Raw genomic sequence first — 26,720 nt, 5'->3', positions numbered from 1 at the left:
CCACCGGCGGCCCGGCGCACCCCCGCCGCTCCGGATCGAGAGCCGATCGATGCGCTCAACCGCTTGACTCCGGAGGTTTCTCTCAGGTCGGATCCGGCGGAACGCGGGTAGTTTGGAGGGTCGCATCGGCTCAGCCGTGCGATCAGCCCCACTGCCCCACCCGGCGCTCGCCTCCCCCCTCGAGCGTCGGCAGACCTGGAACCTCCTCTGCATGCACCGTTCGTCACGCGCCTCGACTCCCACCCCCGCAGGAGCCGAGACCGGCAGTCCGTCCGCCCTCCCGACCCGTCGCTCGCTCCGTGAGCAGGAGTCCCGCAGCCGCCGCACCTCCCGCGGCCCGTCGCGCCCCCGCGTCTCCGCCGTCGCCGCGATGACCCTCGTGGCCGGCATCGCGATCACCTCGACGATGCCCGCATTCGCCGTGGGCGGCACCGCCGACTCCGAGCTGACCCGCGACACGGCCACCGCCGTCGCCGCGGCCCGCCCGCAGAGCTTCGTGGCGGCCGGAGTCGTGCAGCAGAGCGTCACCCGCGACGCCTTCGCCGCCGAGGCCAAGCCCGAGGTCCTCGTCCCCACCGCGTCCCTCGACGCGATCACCGCCACCTCCGGCGAGTCGACCGCGGCCGCCGCGGGAGCGTCCGGAGCGTGGGTCGTCCCGATCTCCGGCCACATCAGCAGCAGCTACGGCCCCCGCCCCGACGCGCCGGTCGCCGGCGTGAACCTGTTCCACAAGGGCACTGATCTCGCCGGCGCCTGCGGCACGCCCGTCCTCGCGGCCTCCAGCGGCACCGTCGAGGAGGCGTCGTACCAGGGCAGCTACGGCAACTGGATCCTGCTCGACAACGGCGGCGGCATCGAGACCGGCTACGCCCACAACAGCGAGCTGATGGTGTCGGTCGGCGAGACCGTCACCGTCGGCCAGGTCATCGCGCTGCGCGGCTCGACCGGCGCCTCGACCGGCTGCCACCTGCACTTCGAGACGCGGGTCGACGGCGAGGCGGTCGACGCCGTGCCGTTCATGGCCGAGCTCGGCGTCCCGATCGGCTGACGCCCCGGGCGACTCGAGAACCCGGACGTCGCGGTGGCCGCTCTCGACCACCGCGACTTCTGCGTTCTCGGAGGGCGCGGACCGGCGTCAGGGCCCGGGGACCGTTCGCGCCCCGGTCGAGACGGCGGCCGACCAGTGCGCGTCGTCCGGCACCGTCGTCACCCTGATCTCGGCGTCCTGCTCGACGGCGATCTGCATGGTGCCCGTGTTGCCGCCTCCCGTGCCGGTGCGGGTCGTGCTCGGGCTGTAGACGCACGACGATCCGCTCGTCATCAGGCCGACGACCTCGATCGTCACCTCGGCGTTCGCGGTGTCGCAGGCGACCGAGACGGTGATGTGCAGCGGATCGCCGCTGAGGTACACGGTCTGCGGATCGACGGGGCCGACCTGATCGGTCCACCGCACGGCGGCGGTCGCGCCCTCGGGCAGCGTCACGGGCCCGAGCGGAGCCTCGGTGGGCGTCGCGGTCGGAGCGGCGGTCGTCGGAGCAGCGGTGCCGGGAACGGCGGGTGTCGCCTCCTCCGCCTGGTCGGCGCCGCTCGTGCAGCCGCTCAGAGCGAGCGCCGCGAGCAGTGCCGAGGCGCCCAGCACGGTCGCGCGCCGTCCGGCCCGGAGCCCCGTCGCCCGGCGCGGAGCGGTCGTTCTCGTGGTGTCCATGGTGGTTCCCCCTGTCCACTGGCGTCCCTCCGGTCTACCCGAGCCCGCGCGGCCGCGGACCGCACTCTGCGGCGGTTGCCAGGGTCGGGAGCCGTGCTGCGGATCGATGTGGAGCTCCTCCGTACCGGCGCGGCGGCCCGTCGATCCACTCGGGTGCCGCGGATGATCGGCACCGGGCGGATCCGACGCCCGCCGCACCCGACGCACCCCGCCGAGCCGCCCCTCTGCACCCGGAAGGCACCGCCATGATCGCCTCGAACACCTACCCCTTCGCCGGACGCACCGTCCTGGTCACCGGAGCCGGCTCCGGCATCGGCCGCTCCATCGCACGCGCCTTCCTCGAGCAGGGCGCGAGCGTCGCGGTCGCCGGGCGCACCCCCGCCACGCTCGAGGAGACCGTCGCCGGCTTCCCGGCCGAGCGCGTCCTGGTCGTCCCCACCGACGTCTCGGTCCGAGCCGAGGTCGACGCGCTCGTCGAGGGCACCGTCGCGAGGTTCGGCGGGATCGACGTCCTCGTGAACAACGCGGCCGGCCACCTCGGCGGCCCGATCGAGGAGGTGGAGGACGACGCCTGGCGCTCGCTCTTCGCCACGAACGTCGACGCCCTCTTCTACGCGGTGAAGGCGGCGCTCCCGCACCTCAAGGCGAGCCGCGGCAACATCGTCGTCGTCTCCTCCGTGTCGGGCATCCGCGGCGACTGGGGCCAGGCCGCCTACAACGCGACCAAGGGCGCCATCACGACGTTCGTGCAGTCGCTGGCCCTCGACTTCGGCGCGCACGGGGTGCGGGTCAACGCCGTCGCCCCCGCCTTCACGCAGACGCCGCTGACCGAGTCGATGGCCTCGACCCCCGAGGAGCTCGCGCCCTTCATCGACCGCATCGCCCTCGGACGCCCCGGGCAGCCGGACGACATCGCCCCGCCGGTGCTGTTCCTCGCCAGCGCGGACGCGTCGTACATCACCGGCGCGATCCTGGCCGTGGACGGCGGAACGAGCGCCTCGACGGGGCAGCCGCACCTGTAGGCGGGCGAGCGGCGGATCGGCGGCGACTCGGCGACTCGCCTGCTCGGCCGGGGCGACTCGGCGACTCGCCTGCTCGGCCGGGGCGGCTCGGTCGCCCGGAAGCGGCGGCCAGGCGAATCGGGGTCGGGGGGCGGCGGCTCTGCCCAGAACCCGAGTGCTCGCGTCGGATCCTGCGGCCCCGCTCGCGAGGGTCCACCGGGCTCGACTGCGGGCGCCCGCAGCCCGGATCACTCCATCCCTGACCGCGCACTCAGACTCAACCGACACCTGTGGAGTATCGTGGAGCCAATTGCATGCAGACGCATGGATACGGACTCGCCGACCACACGGCCTCCGAGCCCATCCCTCTTCGAGCAGGAGTCGTCATGACCACCACCAGCACCCGCTTCACCGACCGCGTCGTCCTCATCACCGGAGGTGGATCCGGCCTGGGCCGCGCCGCAGCCGTCCGCCTCGCCCAGGAGGGCGCGAAGCTCGCCCTCGTCGACATCTCCGAGCAGGGCCTCGCCGCCACGGTCGACGTCCTGCCCGAGGGCACCGAGTCGATCACCGTCCTCGCCGACGTGTCGAAGGAGGCGGACGTGGACGCCTATGTCGCGCGCACCCTCGAGGCCTTCGGCCGCATCGACGGCTTCTTCAACAACGCCGGCATCGAGGGCCGCCAGAACCTCACCGAGGACTTCACGGCCGACGAGTTCGACAAGGTCGTCGCGATCAACCTCCGGGGCGTGTTCCTCGGCCTCGAGAAGGTGCTGAAGGTGATGCGCGAGCAGGGCTCGGGCATGGTCGTCAACACCGCGAGCGTCGGCGGCATCACCGCGATCGGCAACCAGTCCGGCTACGCGGCCGCGAAGCACGGCGTCGTCGGCCTCACCCGCAACTCCGCGATCGAGTACGGCGAGTTCGGCATCCGCATCAACGCGATCGCGCCCGGGGCCATCTGGACCCCGATGGTCGAGAACTCGATGAAGCAGCTCGACCCGCAGAACCCGCGCAAGGCGGCCGAGGAGTTCATCCAGGTCAACCCGACCAAGCGCTACGGCGAGGCCGACGAGATCGCCTCGGTCGTCGCCTTCCTCCTCTCGGACGACGCCTCCTACGTGAACGCGACCGTCCTCCCGATCGACGGCGGTCAGTCCATCAAGTACTGAGGTCCCGCGGAGGGAGCGGAGGGAGCGGAGGGAGCGCCTGCTGCGGCCGGCGGGCCCTCCGCTCTCCCGCTGACGCCGTGCCGTTCGTGGGACGGACTCGGCCGCTCCTCCACAGGTGCTCCCTCCGACGTGCGTCCCCACCGGGCCTCCGTCGCGCAGCACCCGGCACCGCGGCGGGAGCAGAATGGGGGTCGGTCCCGCCAGCGGCCGGACCTCGACCGCTACGGAGACATGCATGAACCCCACCGGGAGCTTCCGCGCCGCCCGCGACACCCTCCTGCAGCACCGCACCGATGCGGTCGCCGCGAACGAGGCCTTCCAGTGGCCGGACGTCGGGCCCCGCTTCAACTGGGCGGTGGACTGGTTCGACGCGATCGCCATCGGCAACGAGCGCCCCGCCCTCTGGATCGTGGAGGAGGACGGCTCCGAGGAGAAGTACTCCTTCGACCGGATGCGCTGGCGCTCCGACGAGGTCGCCGCCTGGCTCCACTCGGTCGGCGTCGAGCAGGGCGATCACGTCATGCTCATGCTCGGCAACTGCCTCGAGCTGTGGGAGTCGATGCTCGCGATCATGAAGCTCGGCGCGGTCATCCTCCCCACGACGACCCTGCTCTCACCCGCCGACCTGGCCGACCGCCTCGAGCGCGGCGAGGTCGCGCACGTCATCGCGGACGCCTCCGAGACGGCCAAGTTCGACGAGATGGAGGGCGGCTTCGGCCGTATCGCGGTCGGCGGCGCCGTCGAGGGCTGGCTCGACTACGCCGACTCGCTCGAGCCCTTCGGCATCAGCCCGACCGTGGTCGTCCAGAGCTCCGATCCGTGCCTGATCTACTTCACCTCCGGCACCACCTCGAAGCCCAAGATGGTCGTGCACACGCACGAGTCGTACCCCGTGGGGCACCTCAGCACGATGTACTGGCTCGGCGTCCAGCCGGGCGATGTGCACATGGCGATCAGCTCGCCGGGCTGGGGCAAGCACGCGTGGAGCTGCTTCTTCGCGCCGTGGAACGCCGAGGCGACGGTGTTCGTCTACAACTACAGCCGCTTCTCCCCCACCGCACTGCACGAGCAGCTCGACCGGGCCGAGGTCACCACGTTCTGCGCGCCGCCGACCGTGTGGCGGATGCTGATCCAGTCGGCGCTCGGAGCGAAGCCGCGCGCGCTGACCGAGATCCTCTCGGCGGGCGAGCCGCTCAACCCCGAGGTCATCGCGACCGTCGAGCGGGAGTGGGGCCTCACGATCCGCGACGGCTACGGCCAGACCGAGACCACCGCGATCATCGCGAACCCGCCCGGCGCCCCCGTGGTCCCCGGAGCGATGGGGCGCGCGCTGCCCGGCGTCGCCATCGCTCTCGTCGACCCCCTGACCGGCGAGCCCGCCTCCACCGGCGAGATCTGCCTCGACCTGTCCGTCGAACCCGTCAACCTGATGTCCGGCTACCTCGGCGACGAGGACCGCACCGAGCGCGCCCGCGCCGACGGCTACTTCCACACCGGCGACGTGGCGGTCCGCGCAGTCGACGGCACGATCACCTTCGTCGGCCGCACCGACGACATCTTCAAGTCCTCCGACTTCAAGATCTCGCCGTTCGAGGTCGAGAGCGTGCTGCTGCAGCACCCCGCCGTCGCCGAGTCCGCGGTGGTGCCGGCTCCGGACGAGGTGCGCCACAGCGTGGTGAAGGCGTACGTCACTCTCGCCGAGGGCTGGGAGCCGACCGCCGAGACGGCGAGCGCGATCTTCGCCCACACCCGGGAGCTGCTCTCCTCCTTCGAGCGGGTGCGGCGCCTCGAATTCCACCCCCTGCCCAAGACGATCTCGGGCAAGATCCGCCGCGTCGAGCTGCGCGAGCGCGAGGAGGAGGCGTTCCGCCGCGGCGAGGAGATCCCCACGGAGTGGCGCGCCGACCGCCTCTAGGCGCGGGGGCCCTCGTCCGCCGGGACACCGCCGAGACCGCCGCAGCACTGCTGAGACGGCGGCGCCTCGGCGGGGCGGTGGTGTCTCGAGGGGATGCGGTGGGCCGGGACGCCGGCCGCCGGTGACCAGCGGGAGCGGGAGCCGTCAGCGCGGAACCAGCGCGGCGTCGGCGGCGTCCGGATCAGAGGCCGGCGATCAGCTCGGCGTCAGCGCGGGAGTACAGCGATCAGCTCGCCGTGGTCGCGGACGCCGGGGGCGCTGCGGTGGAGCGAGTGGGTCACCTCGAGGCCGGCCTGCTCGGCGAGCGCGCGCATCTCGGCGAGCGGGTGAAACCACGCCGGTGCGACGGCGTGCGCGAACGCCTCCGAGCGCGGCCCTTCGAAGAAGCCGATCAGCAGGCTTCCGCCCGGTCGGAGGTGCGCGGCGAGCGCCGCGACCGCGCCGGGCAGCTCCGCCGGCGGCAGGTGGATGAGCGAGTACCACGCGAGAACGCCCCCGAGGCCGTCGACGTCGAGCTCGAGCGCCGAGCCGAGCCGGAACGGGACGTCCGGGAACCGCGCTCGAGCCAGCGCGACGAACTCCGGCACCGGGTCGACGCCGACCGCGGCGGCTCCGCGGCGCCGGAGAAACTCCGTCCAGTGCCCGGGCCCGCAGCCCACATCGGCGACCGTGCCCCCCAGCCCGTCGGCCCACGACCCGATCAGCTCGCGATCGGCCGCGGGCCCCGCGTCGACCGATCCGAGCAGCGCCGCGTACTCCTCCGCCCGCGCGCCGTACGCGTCCCGCACCTCGTCCATCCGGTGAGCGTAGGCCGTCTCGAAACAGCGCGCAGCGGGCACGCGGAGGCGCGTGGCACGTTCCGCGGTGCCGTTGGCACAGCTCGGCGGCACGGTCCACTGGCGCGTTCTGACGTTCTGGCGCGCCTGCCTCGTGAGCGTTCGCGCCCGGCCTCCCGAGGCGCTCCGCGAGGACGGATCATCGAGGTGCCGCGCCCCGTCCCCGCCCCGAAGGAGACCCGATGACCCCTGCCGACGCCGCCCCCGCCCTGCCCGCCGCCGCCCTCGTCTTCCCCCTGCTCGTCGGCGTCGCGCTGCTCGCCTCGGGCGCGACCGCCCTGCTCCGCGCCGCTGGTCCTCATGGCGTCCGGAGGCGCCTCGAGGAGTCCCGCGCCCGCGCCGCGGCCCTCGGGGGAGGCCCGGGCGCGCGCGGATGCAGCGCTCCCGGCGTCCTCCCGGCCTGCCTGCGGGTCGTCGTCGGCGCCCTCCTCCTGCTGGCCGCCGGCCCGGCCTACACCGCGGCCGCCCTCGTCGCCGCAGCCCTCTGCGCACTCGCCCTCGCGCACGCCGTCCGCCGCTTCGCCCAGGACTCGGAGGGCGACCCGCCCGCCCCGGCCGCGGTCGCCGCCACGGCCGCGCTGCTCGCCTTCGCCACCGTCGCCGCGGCCCAGGGGATCCTCGGATTCACGGGCGTCCCGGCGCACCTCCGGGAGTTCGACCAGCAGGACCTGAGCTGGGCGGCCGCCCTCGTCGGAGTGGTCGCCGCGTGCGGCCTCCTGCAGCTGGCGGGACGCGCAGCGGAACCGGTGGCCGCACCGGCGGCGGGCGTCAGGCGGCGCGGCTGATGCTCGGAGCTCCGACGCTCGATGCGCCTCCGCACCTCGTCCTCGACGGCAGCGCGGTGCGGCTCGCGCCCGCGTGCGGCTCCGTCGCCGTGATCACCTTCTGGATGCAGTTCCACAACTCCGGCACCTCCGCCCTGCACGACCTCGCCCTGTTCTGCGGCTCCTTCACCGACGGCTCGGGCGCCGAGCTCGACTACGACGAGGCCCCGGTCACCGTCGTCGGCCGGCCCGAGCGGGTCGCCCCGGGAGCGGGGTTCGTGGCCGTCGCGCACTACACGATCGCGCCGCTGAGGGCGCCCCGGACGCTCCGCCACTCCATCGTGCTGCGGGGCCGCACGAGCGACGACCGGCCGTTCACCGACGTCGCCGCGCTCGAGGTCCACGTCGATCCGAGGCGCACCCCGGAGGTCAGGTTCCGTCCCCCGATGGCGGGATCCGACACCTTGCGGTGGAGGTGAGCGACGATGCGATCGCATGAAGACTTCTCACCACCGGGCCGGATCGGCCAGGGTAGAGGGATCGCGTCGTACGGAGGACGCGCCAGAGGAAAGGACTCCGCCGTGAGGGGAATCGCAGAAGGCAGCCGACCGATCGTCGATCGCGGGGTGTCCCGCCGGGACACGGCGGCGGCCGCGTGGCTGGCGCAGAGCGGCGTCGACGTCCGCGCGAACGGCGCGTTCCGCATCGTGGCCGACACCCTCTGCAGCGACGGCGTCGACGTGCTCCGGATCTGGCACTCGCCGGCCCGCCTGCACCGCACCTCCGCCGCCGGCCCGGGCGTCCGCCTGATCATCCCGCTCGAGGGCGCGCTCGTGATCCAGCCGGACGATCCGGCGGCGCTCGAGGTCCGCGTCGCGCCGGGTGACATCGCCTTCCTCCACTGCGACTCCCCGTTCACGATCGTGACCGACACCCCGAGCGCCCGCACCGAGATCGCCCTCGACCGCCCGCTGCTGGGCCTGGTCGACTCGGCCGACCGTGGCGCCGTCGTCACCGAGGCCGACGCGGCCAGCCGCGGAATCCTGCTCTCGACCGTCAACGCGACCTTCGGCTCCACCCTCGACGCCGACTCCCCCGCCTTCCCCCTGGTGCGGGCCGCCGTCGAGCAGCTGGCGGGCGCTGTGCTGGCGACCTCGCTGCCGCGCGAGAGCAGCGAGGACGTCTACACGCGCGCCCTCGCCCTGATCGCCGCGATGTCCACCGACCCCCGCCTCTCGGTCCAGGAGATCTGCGAGCGCCTCGGCGTCCCGAAGCGGACGCTGCAGCGCACCTTCGCGCGGAACGGCACCACCGTGTTCGACGAGATCCGCCGCGCACGCCTCACGACCGCGCGCGCCCTCCTCGGCGGGAGCGACTCCCCGCCCTCGCCCGAGCACGTGCTGAGCAGCTACGTCCGCTCGCAGCGCCTGCGCCGCGACCTGCTCCACCTCGAGACGGTGCCCGCCTCGAAGCTGGGCTGACGCCGGGGGCGAAGCTCTCCGGGTCGACAGCCCTGTCGGCGGCCGGCGACAAATGCGCGGGCGCACGCCTCCGGTCCGGAAGCTCCAGCTCGGTCGCACCGTCTCCGCAGCCGCCCCGCGCTCAGCCCGGGTACGGCACCGCCGCCGCCGGCCACCCCGAGGCCGCGAGCTCCGCGCGCAGACGGTGGTGGTGCTGCACCGCGCCGAGGGAGTCGGTGCGGAAGGCGATGGCGAGGGCCGCGTCGGCCCAGTAGGCGTCCCAGCCGGAGTAGCGCTCGAAGACGCGGTCGCCGACCGCGGCCAGCAGCTCCCAGGCCCGCGCCGCCGGGAGGTAGCCGGCGACGTAGGCGTAGCGGATCGCGCCGATCGTGCGCTCGGCGTCGCCCGCGAGCAGGAGCAGCGGCGGACGCCCGTCGACCGCCTGGGCGAGCTCGAGGAGGTGGAACTCGCTGCCGCCGGTGAGCGCGGCGACCCGGGAGCGCATCCGCTCGGCGTCGGCGGAGGCCGAGACCTCGGCGAAGCGGGTCGAGAGCGGCCCGCGGGTGAGCACGTCGGCGACCAGCAGCTCCACGTCGTCGGCCGAGGCGATGCGGAAGTCGCGGTCGAGCGCGACCCGGTGCTCGACGAGCGGATGCAGCGGCAGCTGCTGCCAGGGCGCTCCTTTCGCTCCGTCGGCGTAGCGGCGCCGCAGCTCCTCCGGGAGCTCGGCCCAGGAGGGCTGGAACGCGAGGGAGGAGTTCCAGCCGGCGAACGAGAAGTCGCTGACCGCGTCGAGCGCGAGCAGCTGCTGCTGGCGGAGGGACGGGGTCGGCGAGTCGGCCGCGCCGAGGTAGGCGAGCTGCTCGCGGCGCGGCGCGCGCGCATCCCACTGCTGGAAGCCGACCGTGGCGGCGAGCAGCCCGAAGGCCAGTGCGAACGCGAACGCCGTGAACGCGACGACGCTCTCGCCGCCGCCGAGCGCGAGCCCCCATGCGAAGCCGACCAGGCCCACCGGAGCCGCGAAGGCCGTCACCAGGAGGGCGCGGCGTCCGGCGCCCTGCCCGCGACGGTGCGCATCGGCCGCCCGCGCGTAGCGCAGCCGGGGTCGGACGGGGAACTCGACGTCTCCGGGATGGTTCTGCAGCGGCACGGTCGCAGCCTAGGGGCGCGGGTCGCGCCGATGTGTGCTTGCCTGGTCGCATGACTCTCGCCGAAGCACTCCTCGAGCGGGCCGACCTGCAGAAGCGGATCGAGGCCCTCCAGTCGCGGATCGTCGCGAACGCCTCCTACCAGGAGGGGGAGGAGCCGACCGAGGACCCGGCCGAGCTGCTCGCCGATTGCACGCGCGCACTGGGCGAGCTCGAGCGGCTGGTCACGGCGATCAACCTCACCAACGCGACGGCCACCACTCCCACCGGAGAGGTGCTGACCGCGGCGCTCGCCCGGCGCGAGGCCCTGCGCGCCCGGCACAGCCTCCTGACCCGCGCGGCCGACGCGGCCGCCGGCGAGCGCGGCTACCGCCAGCTCCGGAGCGAGCTGCGCCGCCTGCCCGCGCTGCCGGTGCGGGAGCTGCGCGAGCAGGCGGACGCCGTGGCGCGCGAGCTGCGCGGGCTCGACGCCGACGTCCAGAGGACGAACTGGGGGGTCGAGCTGCAGAGCTGACACGAGACGCGGTGAGTCGGTAGGCGCACCGGAGCGAGCACGCACCGTCGGGCCGGCGGTTCATCCGGCCCTCTGTCACGCGGTGGGCAGCGTCCCGGCTCCGGCCGTCACTCACAGCCCAGCACCGAGGACCGGTGACCGCGCAGACAGGACACCTCATCACCATGTGCTGGCCGGTGCGCCGAGGGCGGGTTCGGGGACCTCACCGCGTCTCGGGCGTGCGCGGACGCACGTAGGGTCGGGCCGGGATCTTCTCGAACGGGCGCGTTGACGCACGCCGGGCTCGGGGCTGCGGCTCCTCGAACGGGCACGCGGACGCCTGCCGGGTCCGGGCCGGCGTCCGGCCGACCGCGCCCGCCCCGTAGCTCAGTACTCGATGCGCCCGCGCCGGTCGTGGAACTCGCCCGTCGGCCCGTCGGAGCCGAGCAGGGCGAGCGCGACGGTCGCGTCCGTACCCTCGGTGACGGTCTGGTGCCCGCCGTGTCCGTTGAAGTCGGTCGCGGTGTAGCCGGGGTCGCTCGCGTTGATCCGCATCGCCGGCAGGTTCTTCGCGTACTGCACGGTGAGCGCGACGACCGCCGCCTTCGATGCCGCGTACGGGATCGCGGTGATGGGGAACTCGTCGTGGCCCTCGGTGCTCAGCCAGCGCGGCCAGCCGACTCCGGACGCCACGTTCACGACGACCGGGGCCGCGGAGGCCCGCAGCAGCGGGAGCGCGGCCTGCGTGACGCGCAGGATTCCGATGACGTTCGTCTCGAGGACGCCCGCCATCGCCTCCGGGGTGAGGTCGTCGACGCCGAACGATGTGCCGAGCACGCCGGCGTTGTTGACGAGCACGTCGAGCCCGGGCAGGGAGGCGATCGCGGAGTCGACGCTCGCCTGATCGGTGACGTCGAGGCGGACGGGGTGGGCGCCGAGCGCGCGGGCGGCGTCGCCGTCGGCGGTGTCGCGCATGCCGGCGTAGACGGTGTGGCCCGCCTCGAGGAGTCGGCGGGCGGTCTCGAGGCCGAGGGAGCGGTTCGCTCCGGTGATGAGTGTCGTGGTCATGGGCCCATCCTGCGCGGGTCGTCGGGCCTCGACCAGGCCGCGCTCGACGGGGGGACCGTCAGTACCTGGCTCGGCGACGGCGGGCGGAGGAGGATGGGCGGCATGGAGGAGTTCGCCACGGTGCTGCGCTCGTGGCGCGACCGCATCCGTCCCGCCGACGTCGGCCTGCCCGCGGGCTCGGGCCGCCGCGCCACGGGCCTGCGGCGCGAGGAGCTGGCGGCGCTCTCGGGAGTGAGCGTCGACTACCTGGTGCGGCTCGAGCAGGGACGCGCGCGGAACCCGTCGCCGTCGATGCTCCGCTCGCTCGCGGTGGCGCTCCGGCTCACGGACAGCGAGCGCGACCACCTCTACCGGGTCGCCGGTGCCGCCGTCCCCTCGCCGGGCGTCGTGCCGCAGCACGTGAGCCCGGGCGTGCAGCGGATCGTCGACCGCCTGGGCGACGTGCCGCTCGCGGTGTTCACGGCGGCCCACGACATCCTGCTGTGGAACCCGCTCTGGGCCGCCCTCAACGGCGACCCCTCGGTGTACACCGGGCTGGAGCGGAACCTCGTCTGGCGGCACTTCACCTCCGGCCACGCCGGCACCGAGTTCGACGCGCAGCACGAGGAGGACTTCGCGAGCGACCTCGCGGCCGACCTGCGCGCGGCGACCGGACGCTACCCGCGCGATCCGGCGCTCGCCGCCCTCGTCGCCCGGCTGCGCGAGGAGTCGCCCGAGTTCGAGCGGCGCTGGGCGGAGGCGCGCATCGCCGAGCACCGCGCGAGCCGGAAGACGGTGACGCGGACGCCCGTCGGACCGGTCACGATCGACTGCGACGTGCTCACGGCTCCGGGCACCGACCTGCGGATCGTCGTCTACACGGTGGCGCCGGGCAGCGAGGACGAGGCGCGGCTCGACCTGCTGCGGGTGACGGGGCTGCAGGCGCTGAGCACGGCGCCGGCGTGAGGCGGACGGGACCGAACAGTGGCGGTGGAGGCGTCGGTCGCTGCGGGCAGCAGTGCGGCGCCGCCCGCCACCCCTGCTCAGGACGCGCAGTACGCGGTGATGAACGCGTAGAGCTCGCCCTTCTGCTCGGGGGTCGCGGCGACGACGACGGTGCCCTGCCGGCCCGCGGTCTCGACGGTGACCGGCAGGCGCGTGCCGACCTTGTCCTCGGCGAGCGCGTGGGTGTCGCAGCGGGTGGGGACGGCGTCCAGGACCACGGAGCCGAGGGTCCCGGCGGGCACGGAGCGGTCGAGGGTCCAGGCGTCGGCGGCCTCGGGCGGCTGCAGCAGGATCGTGGCGTCGACGCTGCGGAGCACGACGGGGGTGCCCCGGACGTCGGCGGTGATCGTGAGGCGCGCCGGCTCGTGCGCGGCGCCTCCGGACGTGTCGATCCGCAGGGCGAGGTCGGCGTCGACGGTGCGGGCGAAGCATCCGGACCGGGCGAGAGCGTCGACGAACGAGAACGGGTCGTCGGCGGGGTACGCGCGCTCGCCGTGGCCGTCGATGGCGAGGACGACCTCGAGCGCAGCGGGCGCCTCCGCGGCAGGGCAGGCGGGCTCGGGCACGTCGACGCGGAGGTCTCGCGAGGTCCCGTCGGGGACGCCCGTGCCGCCGGTCCAGGTGAGCGGGGCGGCGAGGCGCGGGTCGGTGAGGCGGGCCGCGGTGACCTCGATCGGGGCGCCGCTGCCGTTGTGGACCTCGAAGGCCATGGTGCCGCCGGCGATGTCGGAGCGGTTCTGCTGGACGGAGACGGTGACCCCGGGAGCCGGGGCGGACGGGGCGGAGGAGCGGGCCGGGTCGGGGGCGGCCTGAGCCGGGGTGGCGGTGGTCGCAGCCGCGGTGGCCGCAGCCGCGGTGGCCGCCGCGGTGCCGCTCGGGGCGCCCGTCGCGCCTCCCGGCGCGCAGGCCGCGAGGGCGGGCAGGAGGAGCAGCGCGGCGGCGAGGGCGCGGAGGCGTCGCATCGTGCCTCCCTCCGCTCGCCGTCAGTCTGGCGCCCCGGCCCCCTCTCCGCGAGCGGGCGCTCCGCCTCCCCAGCTCGATCGATGCGTCACGAACGGTCGCCACGGCGGGCGGATGACGACCGTTCGTGACGCATCGCCGGAGCGACAGGGGGTGAGGACCCGGGGACGCGCACCCATCCGGGTGTGCGTCCGCTCCGAAGAGAGGCGGGGATTTCAGGAGGAGACAGATGGCACGCGGCAGATGGCACGTCGGCACGATCGTCGCGCGAGTGCGCGCATCCGCAGCGATCGGGGCCTCCGGGCTCGACGCGGTGGAGCGGGCGGAGCGCCGGACCGAGGTCCTGCGCATCGCCGGAGGAGTCGACTCCGGCCGTCTCGGCGACGACCAGGCGATCGCGGCGTTCGGCCGGATCGTCGACGGCCTGCAGAGCGACCTGCCCGGCTCGGCGCTCGGCGTCTAGCCCGCGAGGCCGGCGTCCCGGTACCCGCCCGGAGCGGACACCCGCCGGGCCGACATCCCGAGCCTCCGCGGCGCTGAGACCCGCCGGGCGAGCGTGCCGACGGCCCACTGGGCGCGGAGACCCGGCACCCCGAGCGCCCGCGCGCCGCGGAGCCCCGCTACCCCAGCGTCCCGAGCGCGATCCGCGGCAGCAGCCGCTGGATCGCGACGGCCGCCGCGCCGCGCGCCCACTCCACGAGCCCGCCGTCGTCGACGAGCAGCGCCAGGGGCGGAGCGTCCGGGTCGCGCGTGGCCGCGATCGCGGCGTCCACCACCGCGGCCTGCTCCGAGTAGAGGGCGACGCCCTCCCCGGCCAGGATCACCGTGCCGGACATCGAGAGGTTGCCGATCGCGGCGATCATCGTCCCGAGCGCGCGGGCGGAGTCGGCGAGGATGCGCTCGGCACCGGGGTCGCCCGCGCGAGCGGCGGCGAAGCCCTCGGCCAGGGTCAGCTCGCGGCCGGTGGCGACGAAGAGCTGGCGGAGGAGCGAGGGCAGGCTGAGCATCGCGGTCGAGCAGCCGCGGTGGCCGGCCTCGCAGACGGGCCCGGTGGGATCCAGCGGGTAGTGGCCGCCCAGGCCGAGCCCCGCCTCCGGGGGCGCGACCACCCGGTCGTGCACCACCAGTCCGTAGCCGACGCCCGCGCCGACCGTGAGCACCGCGAAGTGCGGGATGCCGCGGCCGCGCCCGAACCAGTGCTCGGCTCCCGTGAGCGCGACCACGTCGTTCTCGAGGGCGACCGGCAGCCCGAGGGCGGCCGAGAGCGGAGCGGCGAGGTCGACGTCGCGCCAGCCGAGGAACGGCGCGCGGCTCACCCGGCCGTCGGCGGCGATGCTCCCGCCGAGCGTCACGCCCAGGCCTGCGAAGGCGGAGGGGCCGCCGAGCTCGTCGACGACCGAGACGATCGCGGCGATCACGTCGGCGGGCTCCGTGCCCGGCAGCGGGCGGACCAGCTCCCGCTCGGTGCGCGCGCGCAGGTCGGTGCGGACGGCGAGGACCTCGGTGCCGGTGATCTTCACGCCCGCGAAGCTCAGCGCGTCGGCGCGGATGTCGAGCGGGCGGGCGGGGCGGCCGACTCCGGTGCTCTGCTCGGGGCCCTCGACGACCAGGCCGCCGTCGAGGAACGGGCGCGCGAGCCGGGTCAGGCTGGCGGGCGAGAGGCCGAGGCGGCGGCCGAGCTCGGCCCGCGAGACGGGACCGTGGATCAGGACCTCGCGCGCCAGGAGCTCGGAGGAGCTCCCGGAGGCGTCCTCGGCGACGATGGTGTCGGTCACGGGGCTCCTTCTTTCCGGCCTGGTAGAAAGCTACCGGCACTGCGCCGAACCAGGAACGGATCCGGCCACTCCTGCCGCTCTTGACACCCCTATTACTTCTGCTCTAGAAATAAGCCATGCACCGCAGCATCGCCCCCACGAACGACTCCGTGACCCTCTCCGGCCGGGAATCGCGCCTCTTCCACTTGCAGGACGGGGGCACCAGCGTCGTCGTCGACGCCCGCCTCGTCACCTTCCCCACGATCGTGCACTGGGGCGCCGCGCTCGGAGATCTTTCCGCCGCCGAACTATCCGCCCTCGCCGACGCCGCCCTCCCCCAGCGCGTCTCGGGCGGACTCGACGCCTTCGCGCCGTTCGGCCTCGTCGCCGTCGAGGCCGACGGCTGGCAGCACGCCCCCACCTTCGAGGGCACCCACGAGCGCGCGGCCGCGTCGGAGCGGTTCGAGGTCGAGAGCATCGAGGCGCTCGGCTCCGCCCTCCGGACCGTCGCCACGGGCGCGGGCGTCCGGCTGACCGTGGACCTCGAGGTCGATGCGGCCGGCCTGCTCACCCAGCGCGCCCGGGTCGAGAACCTCGACGCCCGCCCGTTCCGCCTCGAGCGCTTCGAGCTCGGCTTCCCGCTCCCCGCGACCGCGCGCGAGATCCTCGACACCACCGGGCACCACCTCCGCGAGCGCCACCCGCAGCGCCGCCCGCTGACCATCGGCGAGCACACACGCCGCACCCGCCGCGGCCGCCCCGGCGCCGACGCGACCCTCCTCCTCGCCGCGGGCACGCCCGGCTTCGGCTGGGAGCGCGGGCTCGTGCACGGCGTCCACCTGGGCTGGAGCGGCGACACCTCGCTCCGCGCCGAGCGCACCGTCGAGGGCGTCTCGCTCCTCGCGGCCGGCGAGCTGCTGCGGCCCGCCGAGATCGAGCTCGCGCAGGGCGAGAGCTACGAGACCCCGGTCGCCTACGGCTCCTGGGGCGACGGGCTCAGCGCTCTGCAGGCCCGGTTCCACGCGTCGCTCCGCGCCCGCCCGCAGCACCCCGTCGCTCCGCGGCCCGTCACCCTCAACACCTGGGAGGCCGTCTACTTCGACCACGACCTCGCTCGCCTCACCGCCCTCGCCGAGCGGGCCGCGCGGATCGGGGTCGAGCGCTTCGTGCTCGACGACGGCTGGTTCCTCGGCCGCCGCGACGACACCGCCGCGCTCGGCGACTGGACCGTCGATCCCGCGGTCTGGCCGGAGGGCCTCACTCCGCTGACGGACGTCGTCACCGGCCTGGGCATGCAGTTCGGCCTCTGGGTGGAGCCCGAGATGATCAGCCCCGACTCCGACCTGGCCCGCGCGCACCCGGAGTGGATCCTCGGCCCGGCCGGCCATCTCCCGGCCTCGGGGCGGCAGCAGCAGGTCCTCGACCTCTCGCAGCGCGGCGCGTTCGAGCACGTGCTCGGCGCCCTCGACGCGCTGCTGACCGAGTACCCGATCGCGTACCTCAAGTGGGACCACAACCGCGACGTGATCGAGGCGGTCTCGCCCGCCACCGGCCGCTCCGCCGTCCACGAGAACGTGCTCGCGCTCTACCGCCTGCTCGACGAGCTGCGCTCCCGGCATCCCGGCGTCGAGATCGAGTCGTGCGCCTCCGGGGGCGCCCGCGTCGACCTCGGGATCCTCGCCCGCACCGACCGCATCTGGACGAGCGACTGCATCGACCCGCTCGAGCGGCAGACCATCCAGCCCTTCACCCAGCTGGTGGTGCCGCCCGAGCTGATGGGGCAGCACATCGGAGGGCCGCGGTCGCACTCGACGCAGCGCACCCACTCGCTCGCCTTCCGCGCCGGCACCGCGCTGCCCGGCCACCTCGGCATCGAGTGGGACGTCTCGGATCTCGCCCCCGCCGTCGAGGAGGAGCTGACCGCCTGGGTCGCCTTCCACCGCGAGCACCGGGCGCTGCTGCACACCGGGACGGTCGTGCGCGCCGACCGCGCCGACGACGCCGCCTCGCTCTCCGGAGTCGTCGCCGCCGACCGCTCCGCCGCCCTCTTCACCTTCGCCCAGCTGCGCACCGGCGAGACCTACCCGCCCGGCCGGATCACGCTCCCGGGCCTGGACCCGGAGCGCACCTACTCCGTGGCGCTCGCCCCGGTCACGTCGCCGCTCGGCGGCCCCGGGCAGTCGCCGCTCGGCTGGGCCGAGCACGGGACCGCGCTCCGCGGCCGCGTGCTGGGCACCGTCGGGCTCCAGGCCCCCGTCCTCGATCCGGAGCAGCTCGTCGTGCTCGTGCTCACCGCCCTCTGACCCGCCCTCCCGGCTCCGGAGCCGACCCCGCTCCCCCGCCGCCGCACCTGCTCTCGCACCGCCCTCCGCGGTCGAGCGCGCCCTGAGACCTGTCCCCACGCGCAAGGAGGCGCCGCATGTCCGCTCATCCGCATCCCCCCGGGTTCTCCCGGCGGCTGTTCCTCTCGGTGCCGCTCGCCGCGGCGTCCGCCGCGGCCCTCGCCTCCTGCGCCTCCCCCGGCGCCGGCGACGGAGTGACCACGCTCGACTTCTTCCAGTTCAAGGCGGAGGCGGTGGCGGACTTCGCGCGGATCATCCGCGAGTTCGAGGCGGCCAACCCGGACATCCGGGTCATCGCCAACAACGTGCCCGACCCCGACACGGCCATCCGCACTCTGCTCGTCAAGGACAAGGTGCCGGACGTGCTGACCCTGAACGGCAGCGGCTACTACGCCGACCTCGCGAAGGCCGGCGTGTTCCACGACTTCACCGGCGACGAGCTGGTCGAGCGGGTGAACCCGGCGGCCCTCGACATCCTCGCCGCCCTCGGCAGCTTCGAGGGGAAGGAGGTGAGCGCGCTCGCCTTCGCGAACAACGCGGACGGGATCCTCTACAACCGCACGATCTTCGCCGAGAACGGGATCGAGGTGCCGACCACCTGGGACGAGCTGATCGCCGTCTGCGAGACGCTCACCGCCGCCGGGATCACTCCCTTCTACGGCGCCCTGCTCGACAACTGGACCGGCGCCCCCGCCTTCAACGCGCTCGGCGGGCAGCTGCAGCCGGACGGCTTCTTCGACGCGATGCGCGAGGAGGGAGCGGCGCTCGGCCCCGACTCCCCCGTCTCGTTCTCGAAGGACTACGCGACGACGATGGAGCGGCTCGGGCAGCTCTTCTCGTACACGCAGGAGGGCTCGTTCGGCCGCGGCTACGACGACGGCAACCAGGCCTTCGCCGCGGGCGAGGCGGCCATGTACCCGCAGGGCATCTGGGCGATCAACCCGGTGCGCACGAACAACCCGGACATCGACCTCGGCGTCTTCCCCTACCCGGTGCTCGACGACCCGGCGGACACGCGGGTCACCTCGGGCGTCGACGTGGCCGTCGCCATCGGCCGCGGCACTCCGAAGCTCGACGCGGCCCGCCGCTTCGTCGACTTCCTGCTGACCCCCGGAGTCGTCGAGCCGTACGTCGCGAGCCAGGCCGCCTTCTCGCCGCTGGTCGGCGCCGCACCCAACTCGGACCCCACGCTGGCCGAGCTGCAGCCCTACTTCGAGCAGGGACGGCTGATCGGCTTCGTCGACCACCAGATCCCCGCGAGCATCCCGCTCAACCCCACGCTCCAGGCGTTCCTCGCCAGCGGGGACGCCGACGCGGCGCTCCGGACCCTCGACAGTGAGTGGCGCAAAGTCGCGGCACGCACGACCAGGAAGTGACCCCATGACCACGACCACGACGGCCGCCGCGCAGGCGGTGGCGACCACTCCTCCGCCGCCCGCGCGCCGCAAGCGCACCATCGGCCGCACCTCGAAGACCTTCTACTGGATGACGGTCCCCGCCGTCCTGCTCTTCTTCGTGCTCCACACGGTCCCGGTCCTCACCGGAATCTTCTTCAGCTTCACGGACTACGCGGGCTACGGCTCCTGGGACCTGATCGGCGCCTCGAACTACCTCGCGCTCCTCCAGGACGACCGCGTCTGGAAGGCCTACGGGTTCACCTTCGGCTTCGCGATCGTGGCGACCGTGCTGGTGAACGTGATCTCGCTCGCCATCGCCGTCGCCCTCAACGCGCGGATCAAGTTCCAGACGGCGTTCCGCGGGATCTACTTCATCCCCTACGTGCTCTCGACCCTGGTCATCGGCTACGTGTTCCAGTACCTCTTCGCGAACTCGCTGCCGCAGATCCTCGGCGCGATCCCGGTGATCGGCGAGAACATCCTCGCGAACGCCGACTGGGCGTGGGTGGCGATCGTGGTGCTGGCGGTCTGGCAGGCCTCGGCCTTCTCGATCATCATCTACCTCGCCGGACTCCAGACGATCCCGGGCGAGCTCTACGAGGCGACCTCGCTCGACGGAGCGGGGAGGTGGCGGCAGTTCACCTCGATCACGTTCCCGCTGATCGCCTCCTTCTTCACGATCAACATGGTCATCTCGATGAAGAACTTCCTCCAGGTGTTCGACCACATCATCGCCCTCACCAACGGCGGTCCCGGCACCTCGACGGAGTCGATCACGCTGCTGATCTACCGCGGCGGCTTCCAGGGCGGCGAGTACGCCTATCAGACGGCCAACGCCGTCCTCTACTTCCTCATCATCATCGTGGTCTCGCTGATCCAGTTCCGAGTCCTCAGCCGCAGAGAGGCATCGTTCTGATGACATCGACCATCACCCCCACGACCGCGATCGCCCTCGGCGAGCCCGAGGGGCGGCGCCGGCCCTCCCGCGACACCTACCGGATCAACTGGTGGGCGACCGCGCTCATCGCGGTCTGCTCGCTGACGATCCTCCTGCCGCTCTACTTCGCCGTCGTGACCGCGCTGAAGACGCCCGACCAGCTCGGCGGCACCGGGTTCGAGCTGCCGACCTCGATCTCGTGGGGCAACTTCGCCGAGGCGTGGACGGCGACCCGCTTCCCGCAGGCCTTCGTGAACACCGCGCTGATCACGGTCGGAGCCGTCGTGCTGACGCTGTTCTCGAACTCGATGGTCGCCTACGCGGTCGCCCGGAACATGCACAGGCCGTTCTTCAAGGGCGTCTACTTCTACCTGCTCGCCGCGGTCTTCGTGCCGTTCCCGATCATCATGCTGCCGGTGGTGAAGGAGACGGCCCTGCTGGGCCTGGACAACCAGGCCGGGCTGATCCTGCTCTACGCCGTGTTCGGGCTCTCGATCAACACGTTCATCTACACCGCCTTCATCCGCTCGATCCCCATCGAGCTCGAGGAGGCGGCGCGCACCGACGGCGCCTCGACCTGGCGGACCTACTGGCAGGTGATCTTCCCGCTGCTCGGCCCGATGAACGCGACCGTCGGGATCCTGACCTGCGTGTGGGCGTGGAACGACTTCATCCTGCCGCTCGTGGTGCTCTCGGACCCGTCCGCCCGCACCCTGCCGCTGGCCGAGTACGTCTTCCAGGGGCAGTTCAACACGAACTACACCGTCGCCTTCGCGTCCTACCTGATGGCGATGGCGCCGCTGCTGATCGTGTACCTCTTCGCGCAGCGCTGGGTGGTCAGCGGAGTGATGCGCGGGTCGATCAAGTAGCGGTCGCGGCGAGCGCCGCCTCGAGCAGGTCCGTGAGCACGGTGCCTCGCGAGCCCGCGTCCTCCGGGTGCCACTGCACGCACCAGAGCGGCGCGGACTCGTGCTCGAGGGCCTCGACGGTGCCGTCGTCGGCGCGGCCGACCACGACGAGGCCCTCGCCGGGACGGTCGACGGCCTGGTGGTGGGAGCTGCGGACGTCGAGCTCCGCGGCGCCGAGGATGCCGGCGAGGGCGCTGCCCGGCTCGAGCGCCACGCGGTGGTCGACCATCCCCGACAGGTGCTCGCCGGGGACCGACCGGCCCACGTGGCCGGCGCCGGGCAGGTGCTGCACGAGGTCGCCGCCGAGGGCGACGTTGACCAGCTGCATCCCGCGGCAGATCCCGACCAGCGGGGTCCGCGTCTCGACGGCCCGGCGGACGAGCGCGATCTGCGCGCGGTCGGCGGCGGGGAAGGACTGGCCGCGGTGCGGGTCGTCGGGTCGGCCGCCGTAGAGGGACGGGTCGACGTCCTCCCCTCCGGTGACCACGACGGCGTCGGCGGCGGCGAGCCGGCGCTCGAGCTCGGCGGCGCCGGCCTGCTCGGCAGGGACGCGGTCGACCACGAAGCCCGCGGCGGTGGCGGCCGAGACGACGCTCGCGGTCAGCAGCTGGAGCTCGATCTCGAACTCGGGGTCCTCGCGGCCGCCGTCGGCGACGTCGACGACGAGCAGGACGGGGCGGTCGGAGGCCATGCGGACATCGTGCCACCCGGCCGGCTCCGGCAGAACGTCGGCGGAGAGGAGGGCCTCTGCGTCGGCGGGCGAGGGACCGCGCTCTCGGCGTGCGTTCTGCAGGAGCCCGCAGACCTCTCCCGGGGACTGGTCAGGATCCGGCACCGCGATTTAGGATGTTCACGTTCACATACCGTGCGAAGACGCACACCTCCGCGGCCCTGCGGATCGTGCCTCGACGCCGCATCCGATCACGAGGGCCTATCTGCATGAGACGATCACGATCGGCGGTGAGGACCGCTCTGGCGGTCGCGACCGTCGCCGCCACGGCGCTGCTCGGCGCCACGGTCCCCAGCTCCGCCTTCGGAGCCACCGAGACCCCGCTCCTCCACTACACGTTCGACACCGCCCCCACCGGCACCACGGTCGCCGACACCAGCGGCAACGGCTACAGCGCGACGCTGCGCGGCTCCGGAGCCCAGTTCCGCAACGGGCTCATCAGCCTCCCCGGCGGATCCGCCGCGGCCGCCCCCTACCTCGAGATCCCCACCGCCGGCCTCGTCGGCAAGAAGGACCTGACCTTCTCCACCTGGCTCGCCCACAAGGGCGGCACGGGCAACGTCGCCGCCGCGTTCGTCGGAGCGCCCGTCGCCTCCGGCGCCTCGTTCTCCTCCGGCTACTGGCTGCTCAACCCGAGCAACCTCTCCGGCTACACCAAGTCGGTCGTCACCAACTCGGTCAACGCGGGCGCTCCCTACAACACCGAGGTCGGAGCCGGAGCGACGGGCACCCCGACCGTCGGCGCGCGCACCCCCTCGGGCCTCTCGCTCTACACGACCGTCATCGACGGCTCGACCGGCAAGCTCACCGTGTACGTCAACGGCGCGCAGATCTCGCAGAGCACGATCGCCCGCGACGTCTCCTCGTTCGGCCCGTCGCTCGTCGCGTACATCGCGCGCTCGACCTACAACGACCCGGGCTGGAACGGCGAGATGGACGACTTCGCCGTCTACGACAGCGCCCTCAGCAGCAGCTCCGTGCAGGCGCTCTACTCCTCGCAGGCCCTCGACCGCGCCGTCGCGTCGGTCACGGTGCCCACGGAGGCGACCGCCGGCTTCACGGTGCCCACCACCGCCAGCGGCGTCGGCATCACCTGGACGTCGAACAGCGCGGCCGTGGCCATCACCGGCGGCACCGCGACCGTCACGCGCCCCGCCGCGGGGCAGCCGGACGCCACCGCCACCCTCACCGCCACCTACAGGGTCGGCACCGAGACCCGCTCGGTCGACTACGCGGTGCGCGTCGCCGCGCAGCTGGACGACGCGACGAAGGTCCAGCGCGACCTCGCCGCGATCGCCATCCCGAACGTCGGCGACATCCGGACGAACGTCTCGGTGCCCACCACCGGCACGCTCGGCTCGAGCATCGCCTGGAGCGTCGTCAGCCCGAGCGGAGCGACCGTCCGCGACGGCAGCGCCGCCGGCACCCGCACCATCGACGTCGACCGCCCCGCGACCGGGAGCCCCGCGATCGACGTGGTCGTCCGCGCGACCGCGACCAGCGGATCCACCACCCGGACCCGCGACTTCACCCTCCGGGTGCAGCCGCTCCCCGCCGGCACCGACGACACCGAGGCGTACGTCTGGGCGTTCTTCACCGGAGAGGGCGACGGCGCCGAGCGCATCAGCCTCGCCGCCTCGAAGGGCAACGACGCGCTGAGCTGGAACACGCTGAACGGCGGCAAGCCGGTCTTCACCTCGAACCTGGGGACGATGGGCCTGCGCGACCCGTTCATCATCCGCTCGCACGAGGGCGACAAGTTCTTCATGCTCGCCACCGACCTGAAGATCGACGGGCTCCCCGGCGGCTTCGACACCGCGCAGAAGTCGGGCTCGAAGTACATCGAGGTCTGGGAGTCGACCGACCTGGTGAACTGGTCCGCCCAGCGCCACGTCAAGGTCTCCACCGACTTCGCCGGCAACACCTGGGCCCCCGAGGCGTACTGGGATGACGAGCTCCAGACCTACGTCGTCTTCTGGGCCTCGAACATGTACCCGACCACGAACACGGCCGATCGCGCCTCCGTCACCTACAACCAGATGATGTACGCGACGACCGAGGACTTCACCTCCTTCTCGGAGGCGAAGCCGTGGATCGACGTCAAGCGCGGCGCCGGCAAGGGCACCATCGACTCGACGGTCGCGAAGGACGGCGACACCTACTACCGCTTCACCAAGGACGAGGCGTCGATGACCCTCCGCGAGGAGAAGAGCACCGACCTGCTGGCCACCGTCTCGGGCTCGCTGCCCGGCACCGGCGGACCGGCGGACGAGTGGTCGCTGGTCAAGGAGAAGGTGGCCTCGGGCCTGCCCAACGGCGAGCCCGGCAAGACCTTCACCAGCGGTGAGGGCCCCAACGTCTTCCCCGCCAACGAGGGCGACGTGAACGGCCTCGACTGGTTCCTCTTCATCGACCAGCCGAACTACCACGACGGGCCGAACCACTACATCCCGTTCGGCACCGACGACCTCGCGAACGGCGACTCCTGGCAGCCGCTCGGAGCGAAGCTCCGCACGGGCCTGCCGCAGAACGCCGACGGCGGCAAGCCGCGCCACGGCACGGTCATCCCGGTGACGCGCTCCGAGTACCAGAAGGTGCTCGAGGGCTACGCCCCCGGCCTGGCCGTCGCCTCGGTCGCTCCGCTGACCGCGACGACCACGGTCGGCGCCGCGCCGGTCCTGCCCCGCGCCACGATCACGACCGCCGCCGGCACCACCAGCACGGTCGACGTGGCCTGGGACGCCGTCGCGCCCGCCGCCTACGCCACGGCCGGGACCTTCACGGTCTCGGGCGTCGCGCAGGACGCGTCGCGCATGCCGGTGCAGGTCACGGTCACCGTGCAGTCCTCGCTGAAGGTGAGCGCGACCGCCACGTCGCGCTGCGTCGCCGGCAAGGTCGTGCTGACGGTCGTCGGCAAGAACGGCGACACGGTGCCCATGGACGTCTCGATCAGCACCCCCGAGGGCGTGAAGACGATCGCCGGCGTGAAGCCCGGCGCCTCCGGCTCCGCCGCGTTCACGGTGCGCTCGACGCAGCTCGCCGCGGGCGAGGCGACGGTCACCGGCACGGCCACGGTCGGCGGCAAGACCGTCACGGCCACGGCCACCGCGCCGTACAGCGCGCGCAGCTGCGGCTGACGCACGGCACTCCCCGGGAGCCCGGCGCACCTCACCGGTGCGGCGGGCTCCCGTCGTCGTGCGGAGGAGTCGGGAAACCGCCCTGACGCCGAGACGCCACTCCCTCGGCGGCGCTTCGACGGACGGCGCCTCGTCACGCGGGCAGGCCCGGGACGGCCCGCCCGGCGTCATCCGGTGACGGCTGCCGGTCCGGCTTCGAGCAGGTCGCGGACGCTGCGCGGCTCGCGTCCGAGGAGGCGCCCGAGCTCGGGGCCGGTGCCCGCGAAGAAGCCGCGCTCGGCCGCCCGGTGCATCCCGAGGGTGAAGCGCACGAGGAACTCGGGCCGACCCGCCGCGACGCGCGCGGCGACCCACTCGTCATCGCCGAGGACGCGCAGCTCGACGGGCCGCCCGCCGACCTCGGCCGCGATCCCGGCGATCTCCTCGAACGTCGGAGCCTCCGTCGCGGTCAGCATGATCGGCCCGTCCTGCGGGCTCCCCGAGAGGAGGAGCCGGGCGGCCGCCTCCGACTCGTCCTCGCGGGCCGTCCACGAGACGCGGCCGTCGGAGGGGACCTCGATCACTCCGGTCTCCCGCCACGGTCCGAGGAAGAGGCCCAGGCTGTGCGCGTAGAAGCCGTTGCGGAGCGACGTCCAGGCGAGCCCGGACTCGGCGAGCAGGCGCTCGGTCGCCGCGTGGTCCCGGCCCGGGCCGAAGGGGGTGTCGGCGGCGGCGCCCTGGTGGCTCGTGTAGAGGACCCGTCCGACTCCGACCGCGACGGCCGCCTCGACGGCGGTGCGGTGCAGGGCGACGGCGTCGGCCCGCGGATCGCTCGAGGAGACGAGGAGCAGCTGATCCGCTCCGTCGAAGGCGCCCGGGAGGGAGGCGGGGTCGGCGTAGTCGCCGACGCGCACCTCCACTCCGCGCTCCGCGAAGCGGGCGGCCTTCGAGGCGTCGCGGGCGACGACGGCGATCCCGGAGGCGGGGACGGAGTCGAGGAGGTGGTCGACGGTGGCGCCGTTCAGAGCGCCGGTGGCACCGGTCACGATGATCATGGGGAGAGCCTTCCGATGAGGGGTATCAGCGATACCACGACGAAGATAACCACGGAGTTCCCTTGATAGCAACCGTGCGCTACCGTCGATACGTGACCAGCTCCACTCCTCCGACCGACACGCGCCTGCGCATCGTCGAGGCGGCCGCCGGCCTCCTCCGCGACGAGGGCCCCGCCGCCGTCACCACGCGAGCGGTCGCCCAGGCGGCCGGGCTGCAGGCCCCGGCGATCTACCGCCTCTTCGGCGACAAGGACGGCCTGCTCGAGGCGGTCGCGGAGCACGTGCTGGCCACCTGGGTCGACTCCAAGGCGCGGACGGTCGAGGCGGCCGTCGCCGGGGGCGTCGACCCGGTCGAGGACCTGCGCGCGGGCTGGGCCGCGCAGGTGGAGTTCGGCCTCGCCAACCCCGCGCTCTTCCGCCTCCTCAGCGATCCGGGCCGCGCCTCCGGATCACCGGCCGCCCTCTCCGGGCGGCGGGTCCTCGCCGCCCGCGTGCAGCGCGTGGCCGCCGAGGGCCGCCTCCGAGTGCCGGAGGAGCGCGCCGTCGGCCTCATCCAGGCGGCGGGCACCGGCGTGGTCACCACCCTGCTCTCCACCCCCGCCGCCGACCGCGACCCCGGTCTCGCCGACGCCGCGCTCGACAGCGTGCTCGCGGGGATCCTCACCGACCCGCCCTCCCCCGGCGACGGCGGGCGGCTCACCGCCCTCGTCGGCGTCCGTGCCCTCGCACCGGAGCTCGCCGGCCTCACGCCCGCGGAGCGCCTGCTGCTCGCGGACTGGCTCGACCGCGCCCTCGCGGCGGCCGCGCAGGAGTGACGGGCACGCAGGAGTGACGGGCGCGCTTCCACCACAGGAGCGACGAGCGCCGTCCCGCCGCGGAAACGACGGCGCCTCCGTCCCGCAGAGACGCGGGCTTCGCGGCTAGGCGCGCCTGCCGTCGGGCGGGAGGATCGACGCCTGGATGAGCGGCACGGGG

The 26,720-nt window shown here is 73.7% G+C and carries 24 protein-coding genes; 16 read left to right on the top strand and 8 right to left on the bottom strand.

What is annotated here, in order from left to right:
* The first annotated feature begins 211 nt into the window (after window positions 1-211).
* Window positions 212-1,048 carry a M23 family metallopeptidase gene (locus C5C36_RS02800; protein ID WP_104257449.1) on the top strand — a complete coding sequence of 279 codons (837 nt, stop codon included), beginning with the start codon at window positions 212-214 and terminating at the stop codon, window positions 1,046-1,048.
* Between the two features lie 87 nt (window positions 1,049-1,135).
* Here the strand turns inward: C5C36_RS02800 and C5C36_RS02795 are convergent, their stop codons facing one another.
* Complete coding sequence (locus C5C36_RS02795) at window positions 1,136-1,705, bottom strand: hypothetical protein (protein WP_104257450.1); 570 nt, start codon at window positions 1,703-1,705, stop codon at window positions 1,136-1,138.
* Between the two features lie 245 nt (window positions 1,706-1,950).
* Here C5C36_RS02795 and C5C36_RS02790 point away from each other — a divergent pair, with 245 nt between their 5' ends.
* From C5C36_RS02790 to C5C36_RS02780, 3 genes are all read left to right on the top strand, one after another.
* A complete protein-coding gene (locus C5C36_RS02790) occupies window positions 1,951-2,727 on the top strand; it encodes an SDR family NAD(P)-dependent oxidoreductase (RefSeq protein WP_258064102.1) in 777 nt (258 codons plus the stop codon).
* Between the two features lie 365 nt (window positions 2,728-3,092).
* Window positions 3,093-3,878: a glucose 1-dehydrogenase gene (locus C5C36_RS02785; protein ID WP_167299040.1), complete on the top strand. Its 786-nt coding sequence runs from the start codon at window positions 3,093-3,095 to the stop codon at window positions 3,876-3,878.
* A gap of 235 nt (window positions 3,879-4,113) precedes the next feature.
* On the top strand, window positions 4,114-5,793 hold the full coding sequence (locus tag C5C36_RS02780) for an AMP-binding protein (RefSeq protein ID WP_104309208.1): 1,680 nt from the start codon (window positions 4,114-4,116) through the stop codon (window positions 5,791-5,793).
* 206 nt (window positions 5,794-5,999) lie between these two features.
* Here C5C36_RS02780 and C5C36_RS02775 read toward each other — a convergent pair whose 3' ends face one another.
* A complete protein-coding gene (locus C5C36_RS02775) occupies window positions 6,000-6,590 on the bottom strand; it encodes a trans-aconitate 2-methyltransferase (RefSeq protein ID WP_104248165.1) in 591 nt (196 codons plus the stop codon).
* Window positions 6,591-6,811: 221 nt separating this feature from the next.
* On the opposite strand from C5C36_RS02775, the gene C5C36_RS02770 reads away from it, so the two are divergent.
* From C5C36_RS02770 to C5C36_RS02760, 3 genes are all read left to right on the top strand, one after another.
* Window positions 6,812-7,414 carry a hypothetical protein gene (locus tag C5C36_RS02770; RefSeq protein ID WP_104256547.1) on the top strand — a complete coding sequence of 201 codons (603 nt, stop codon included), beginning with the start codon at window positions 6,812-6,814 and terminating at the stop codon, window positions 7,412-7,414.
* Entirely contained in the window at window positions 7,414-7,872 is a 459-nt protein-coding gene (locus tag C5C36_RS02765; RefSeq protein ID WP_104227480.1) for a hypothetical protein, read from the top strand. The genes C5C36_RS02770 and C5C36_RS02765 overlap by 1 nt, the downstream gene beginning before the upstream one ends.
* 147 nt (window positions 7,873-8,019) lie before the next feature.
* Window positions 8,020-8,874: a helix-turn-helix domain-containing protein gene (locus tag C5C36_RS02760; protein WP_181027279.1), complete on the top strand. Its 855-nt coding sequence runs from the start codon at window positions 8,020-8,022 to the stop codon at window positions 8,872-8,874.
* A 121-nt stretch (window positions 8,875-8,995) separates the two neighbouring features.
* Here C5C36_RS02760 and C5C36_RS02755 read toward each other — a convergent pair whose 3' ends face one another.
* A complete protein-coding gene (locus tag C5C36_RS02755; protein WP_104248304.1) occupies window positions 8,996-10,003 on the bottom strand; it encodes a DUF1266 domain-containing protein in 1,008 nt (335 codons plus the stop codon).
* Between the two features lie 50 nt (window positions 10,004-10,053).
* Here C5C36_RS02755 and C5C36_RS02750 point away from each other — a divergent pair, with 50 nt between their 5' ends.
* The gene (locus tag C5C36_RS02750; RefSeq protein ID WP_104224023.1) at window positions 10,054-10,515 is read left to right on the top strand and encodes a DIP1984 family protein; all 462 of its coding nucleotides are present in this window, start codon (window positions 10,054-10,056) and stop codon (window positions 10,513-10,515) included.
* A 366-nt stretch (window positions 10,516-10,881) separates the two neighbouring features.
* Here C5C36_RS02750 and C5C36_RS02745 read toward each other — a convergent pair whose 3' ends face one another.
* Window positions 10,882-11,562, bottom strand: a complete 681-nt coding sequence (locus C5C36_RS02745; protein ID WP_104308294.1) for an SDR family NAD(P)-dependent oxidoreductase — start codon at window positions 11,560-11,562, stop codon at window positions 10,882-10,884.
* Window positions 11,563-11,664: 102 nt separating this feature from the next.
* On the opposite strand from C5C36_RS02745, the gene C5C36_RS02740 reads away from it, so the two are divergent.
* On the top strand, window positions 11,665-12,507 hold the full coding sequence (locus C5C36_RS02740) for a helix-turn-helix transcriptional regulator (protein ID WP_104257455.1): 843 nt from the start codon (window positions 11,665-11,667) through the stop codon (window positions 12,505-12,507).
* 77 nt (window positions 12,508-12,584) lie between these two features.
* On the opposite strand, the gene C5C36_RS02735 is transcribed toward C5C36_RS02740, so the two are convergent.
* Complete coding sequence (locus C5C36_RS02735) at window positions 12,585-13,508, bottom strand: hypothetical protein (protein ID WP_104309207.1); 924 nt, start codon at window positions 13,506-13,508, stop codon at window positions 12,585-12,587.
* 227 nt (window positions 13,509-13,735) lie between these two features.
* Between C5C36_RS02735 and C5C36_RS02730 the strand changes: the two genes are divergently transcribed.
* Complete coding sequence (locus C5C36_RS02730) at window positions 13,736-13,969, top strand: hypothetical protein (protein WP_104269771.1); 234 nt, start codon at window positions 13,736-13,738, stop codon at window positions 13,967-13,969.
* 157 nt (window positions 13,970-14,126) lie between these two features.
* On the opposite strand, the gene C5C36_RS02725 is transcribed toward C5C36_RS02730, so the two are convergent.
* The gene (locus C5C36_RS02725; protein WP_104273722.1) at window positions 14,127-15,281 is read right to left on the bottom strand and encodes an ROK family transcriptional regulator; all 1,155 of its coding nucleotides are present in this window, start codon (window positions 15,279-15,281) and stop codon (window positions 14,127-14,129) included.
* Between the two features lie 116 nt (window positions 15,282-15,397).
* Here C5C36_RS02725 and C5C36_RS02720 point away from each other — a divergent pair, with 116 nt between their 5' ends.
* The 4 genes from C5C36_RS02720 to C5C36_RS02705 all read left to right on the top strand — a co-directional run bounded on the left by C5C36_RS02720 (window position 15,398) and on the right by C5C36_RS02705 (window position 20,805).
* Entirely contained in the window at window positions 15,398-17,563 is a 2,166-nt protein-coding gene (locus tag C5C36_RS02720; RefSeq protein ID WP_104309206.1) for an alpha-galactosidase, read from the top strand.
* A 116-nt stretch (window positions 17,564-17,679) separates the two neighbouring features.
* Window positions 17,680-18,978, top strand: coding sequence for an ABC transporter substrate-binding protein (locus C5C36_RS02715; RefSeq protein WP_104309205.1), 1,299 nt, complete (start codon window positions 17,680-17,682; stop codon window positions 18,976-18,978).
* A 4-nt stretch (window positions 18,979-18,982) separates the two neighbouring features.
* On the top strand, window positions 18,983-19,915 hold the full coding sequence (locus C5C36_RS02710; protein ID WP_104225874.1) for a carbohydrate ABC transporter permease: 933 nt from the start codon (window positions 18,983-18,985) through the stop codon (window positions 19,913-19,915).
* Window positions 19,915-20,805: a carbohydrate ABC transporter permease gene (locus tag C5C36_RS02705; protein WP_347877594.1), complete on the top strand. Its 891-nt coding sequence runs from the start codon at window positions 19,915-19,917 to the stop codon at window positions 20,803-20,805. The genes C5C36_RS02710 and C5C36_RS02705 overlap by 1 nt, the downstream gene beginning before the upstream one ends.
* On the opposite strand, the gene C5C36_RS02700 is transcribed toward C5C36_RS02705, so the two are convergent.
* Window positions 20,798-21,535: a gamma-glutamyl-gamma-aminobutyrate hydrolase family protein gene (locus tag C5C36_RS02700; protein ID WP_104287996.1), complete on the bottom strand. Its 738-nt coding sequence runs from the start codon at window positions 21,533-21,535 to the stop codon at window positions 20,798-20,800. The genes C5C36_RS02705 and C5C36_RS02700 overlap by 8 nt on opposite strands.
* Before the next feature lie 269 nt (window positions 21,536-21,804).
* Here C5C36_RS02700 and C5C36_RS02695 point away from each other — a divergent pair, with 269 nt between their 5' ends.
* Window positions 21,805-24,711, top strand: coding sequence for an immunoglobulin-like domain-containing protein (locus C5C36_RS02695; RefSeq protein WP_181065478.1), 2,907 nt, complete (start codon window positions 21,805-21,807; stop codon window positions 24,709-24,711).
* A gap of 167 nt (window positions 24,712-24,878) precedes the next feature.
* Here C5C36_RS02695 and C5C36_RS02690 read toward each other — a convergent pair whose 3' ends face one another.
* On the bottom strand, window positions 24,879-25,745 hold the full coding sequence (locus tag C5C36_RS02690; RefSeq protein ID WP_104309203.1) for an NAD(P)H-binding protein: 867 nt from the start codon (window positions 25,743-25,745) through the stop codon (window positions 24,879-24,881).
* A 92-nt stretch (window positions 25,746-25,837) separates the two neighbouring features.
* Between C5C36_RS02690 and C5C36_RS02685 the strand changes: the two genes are divergently transcribed.
* A complete protein-coding gene (locus C5C36_RS02685; protein ID WP_219814875.1) occupies window positions 25,838-26,560 on the top strand; it encodes a TetR/AcrR family transcriptional regulator in 723 nt (240 codons plus the stop codon).
* Window positions 26,561-26,720: the final 160 nt, after the last annotated feature.

Source organism: Rathayibacter sp. AY1G1 (assembly GCF_002932095.1).
GTDB lineage: Bacteria > Actinomycetota > Actinomycetes > Actinomycetales > Microbacteriaceae > Rathayibacter.
The sequence above is the reverse complement of the archived record's forward strand: the minus strand, read 5'-3'. Positions and strand labels throughout refer to the sequence as shown.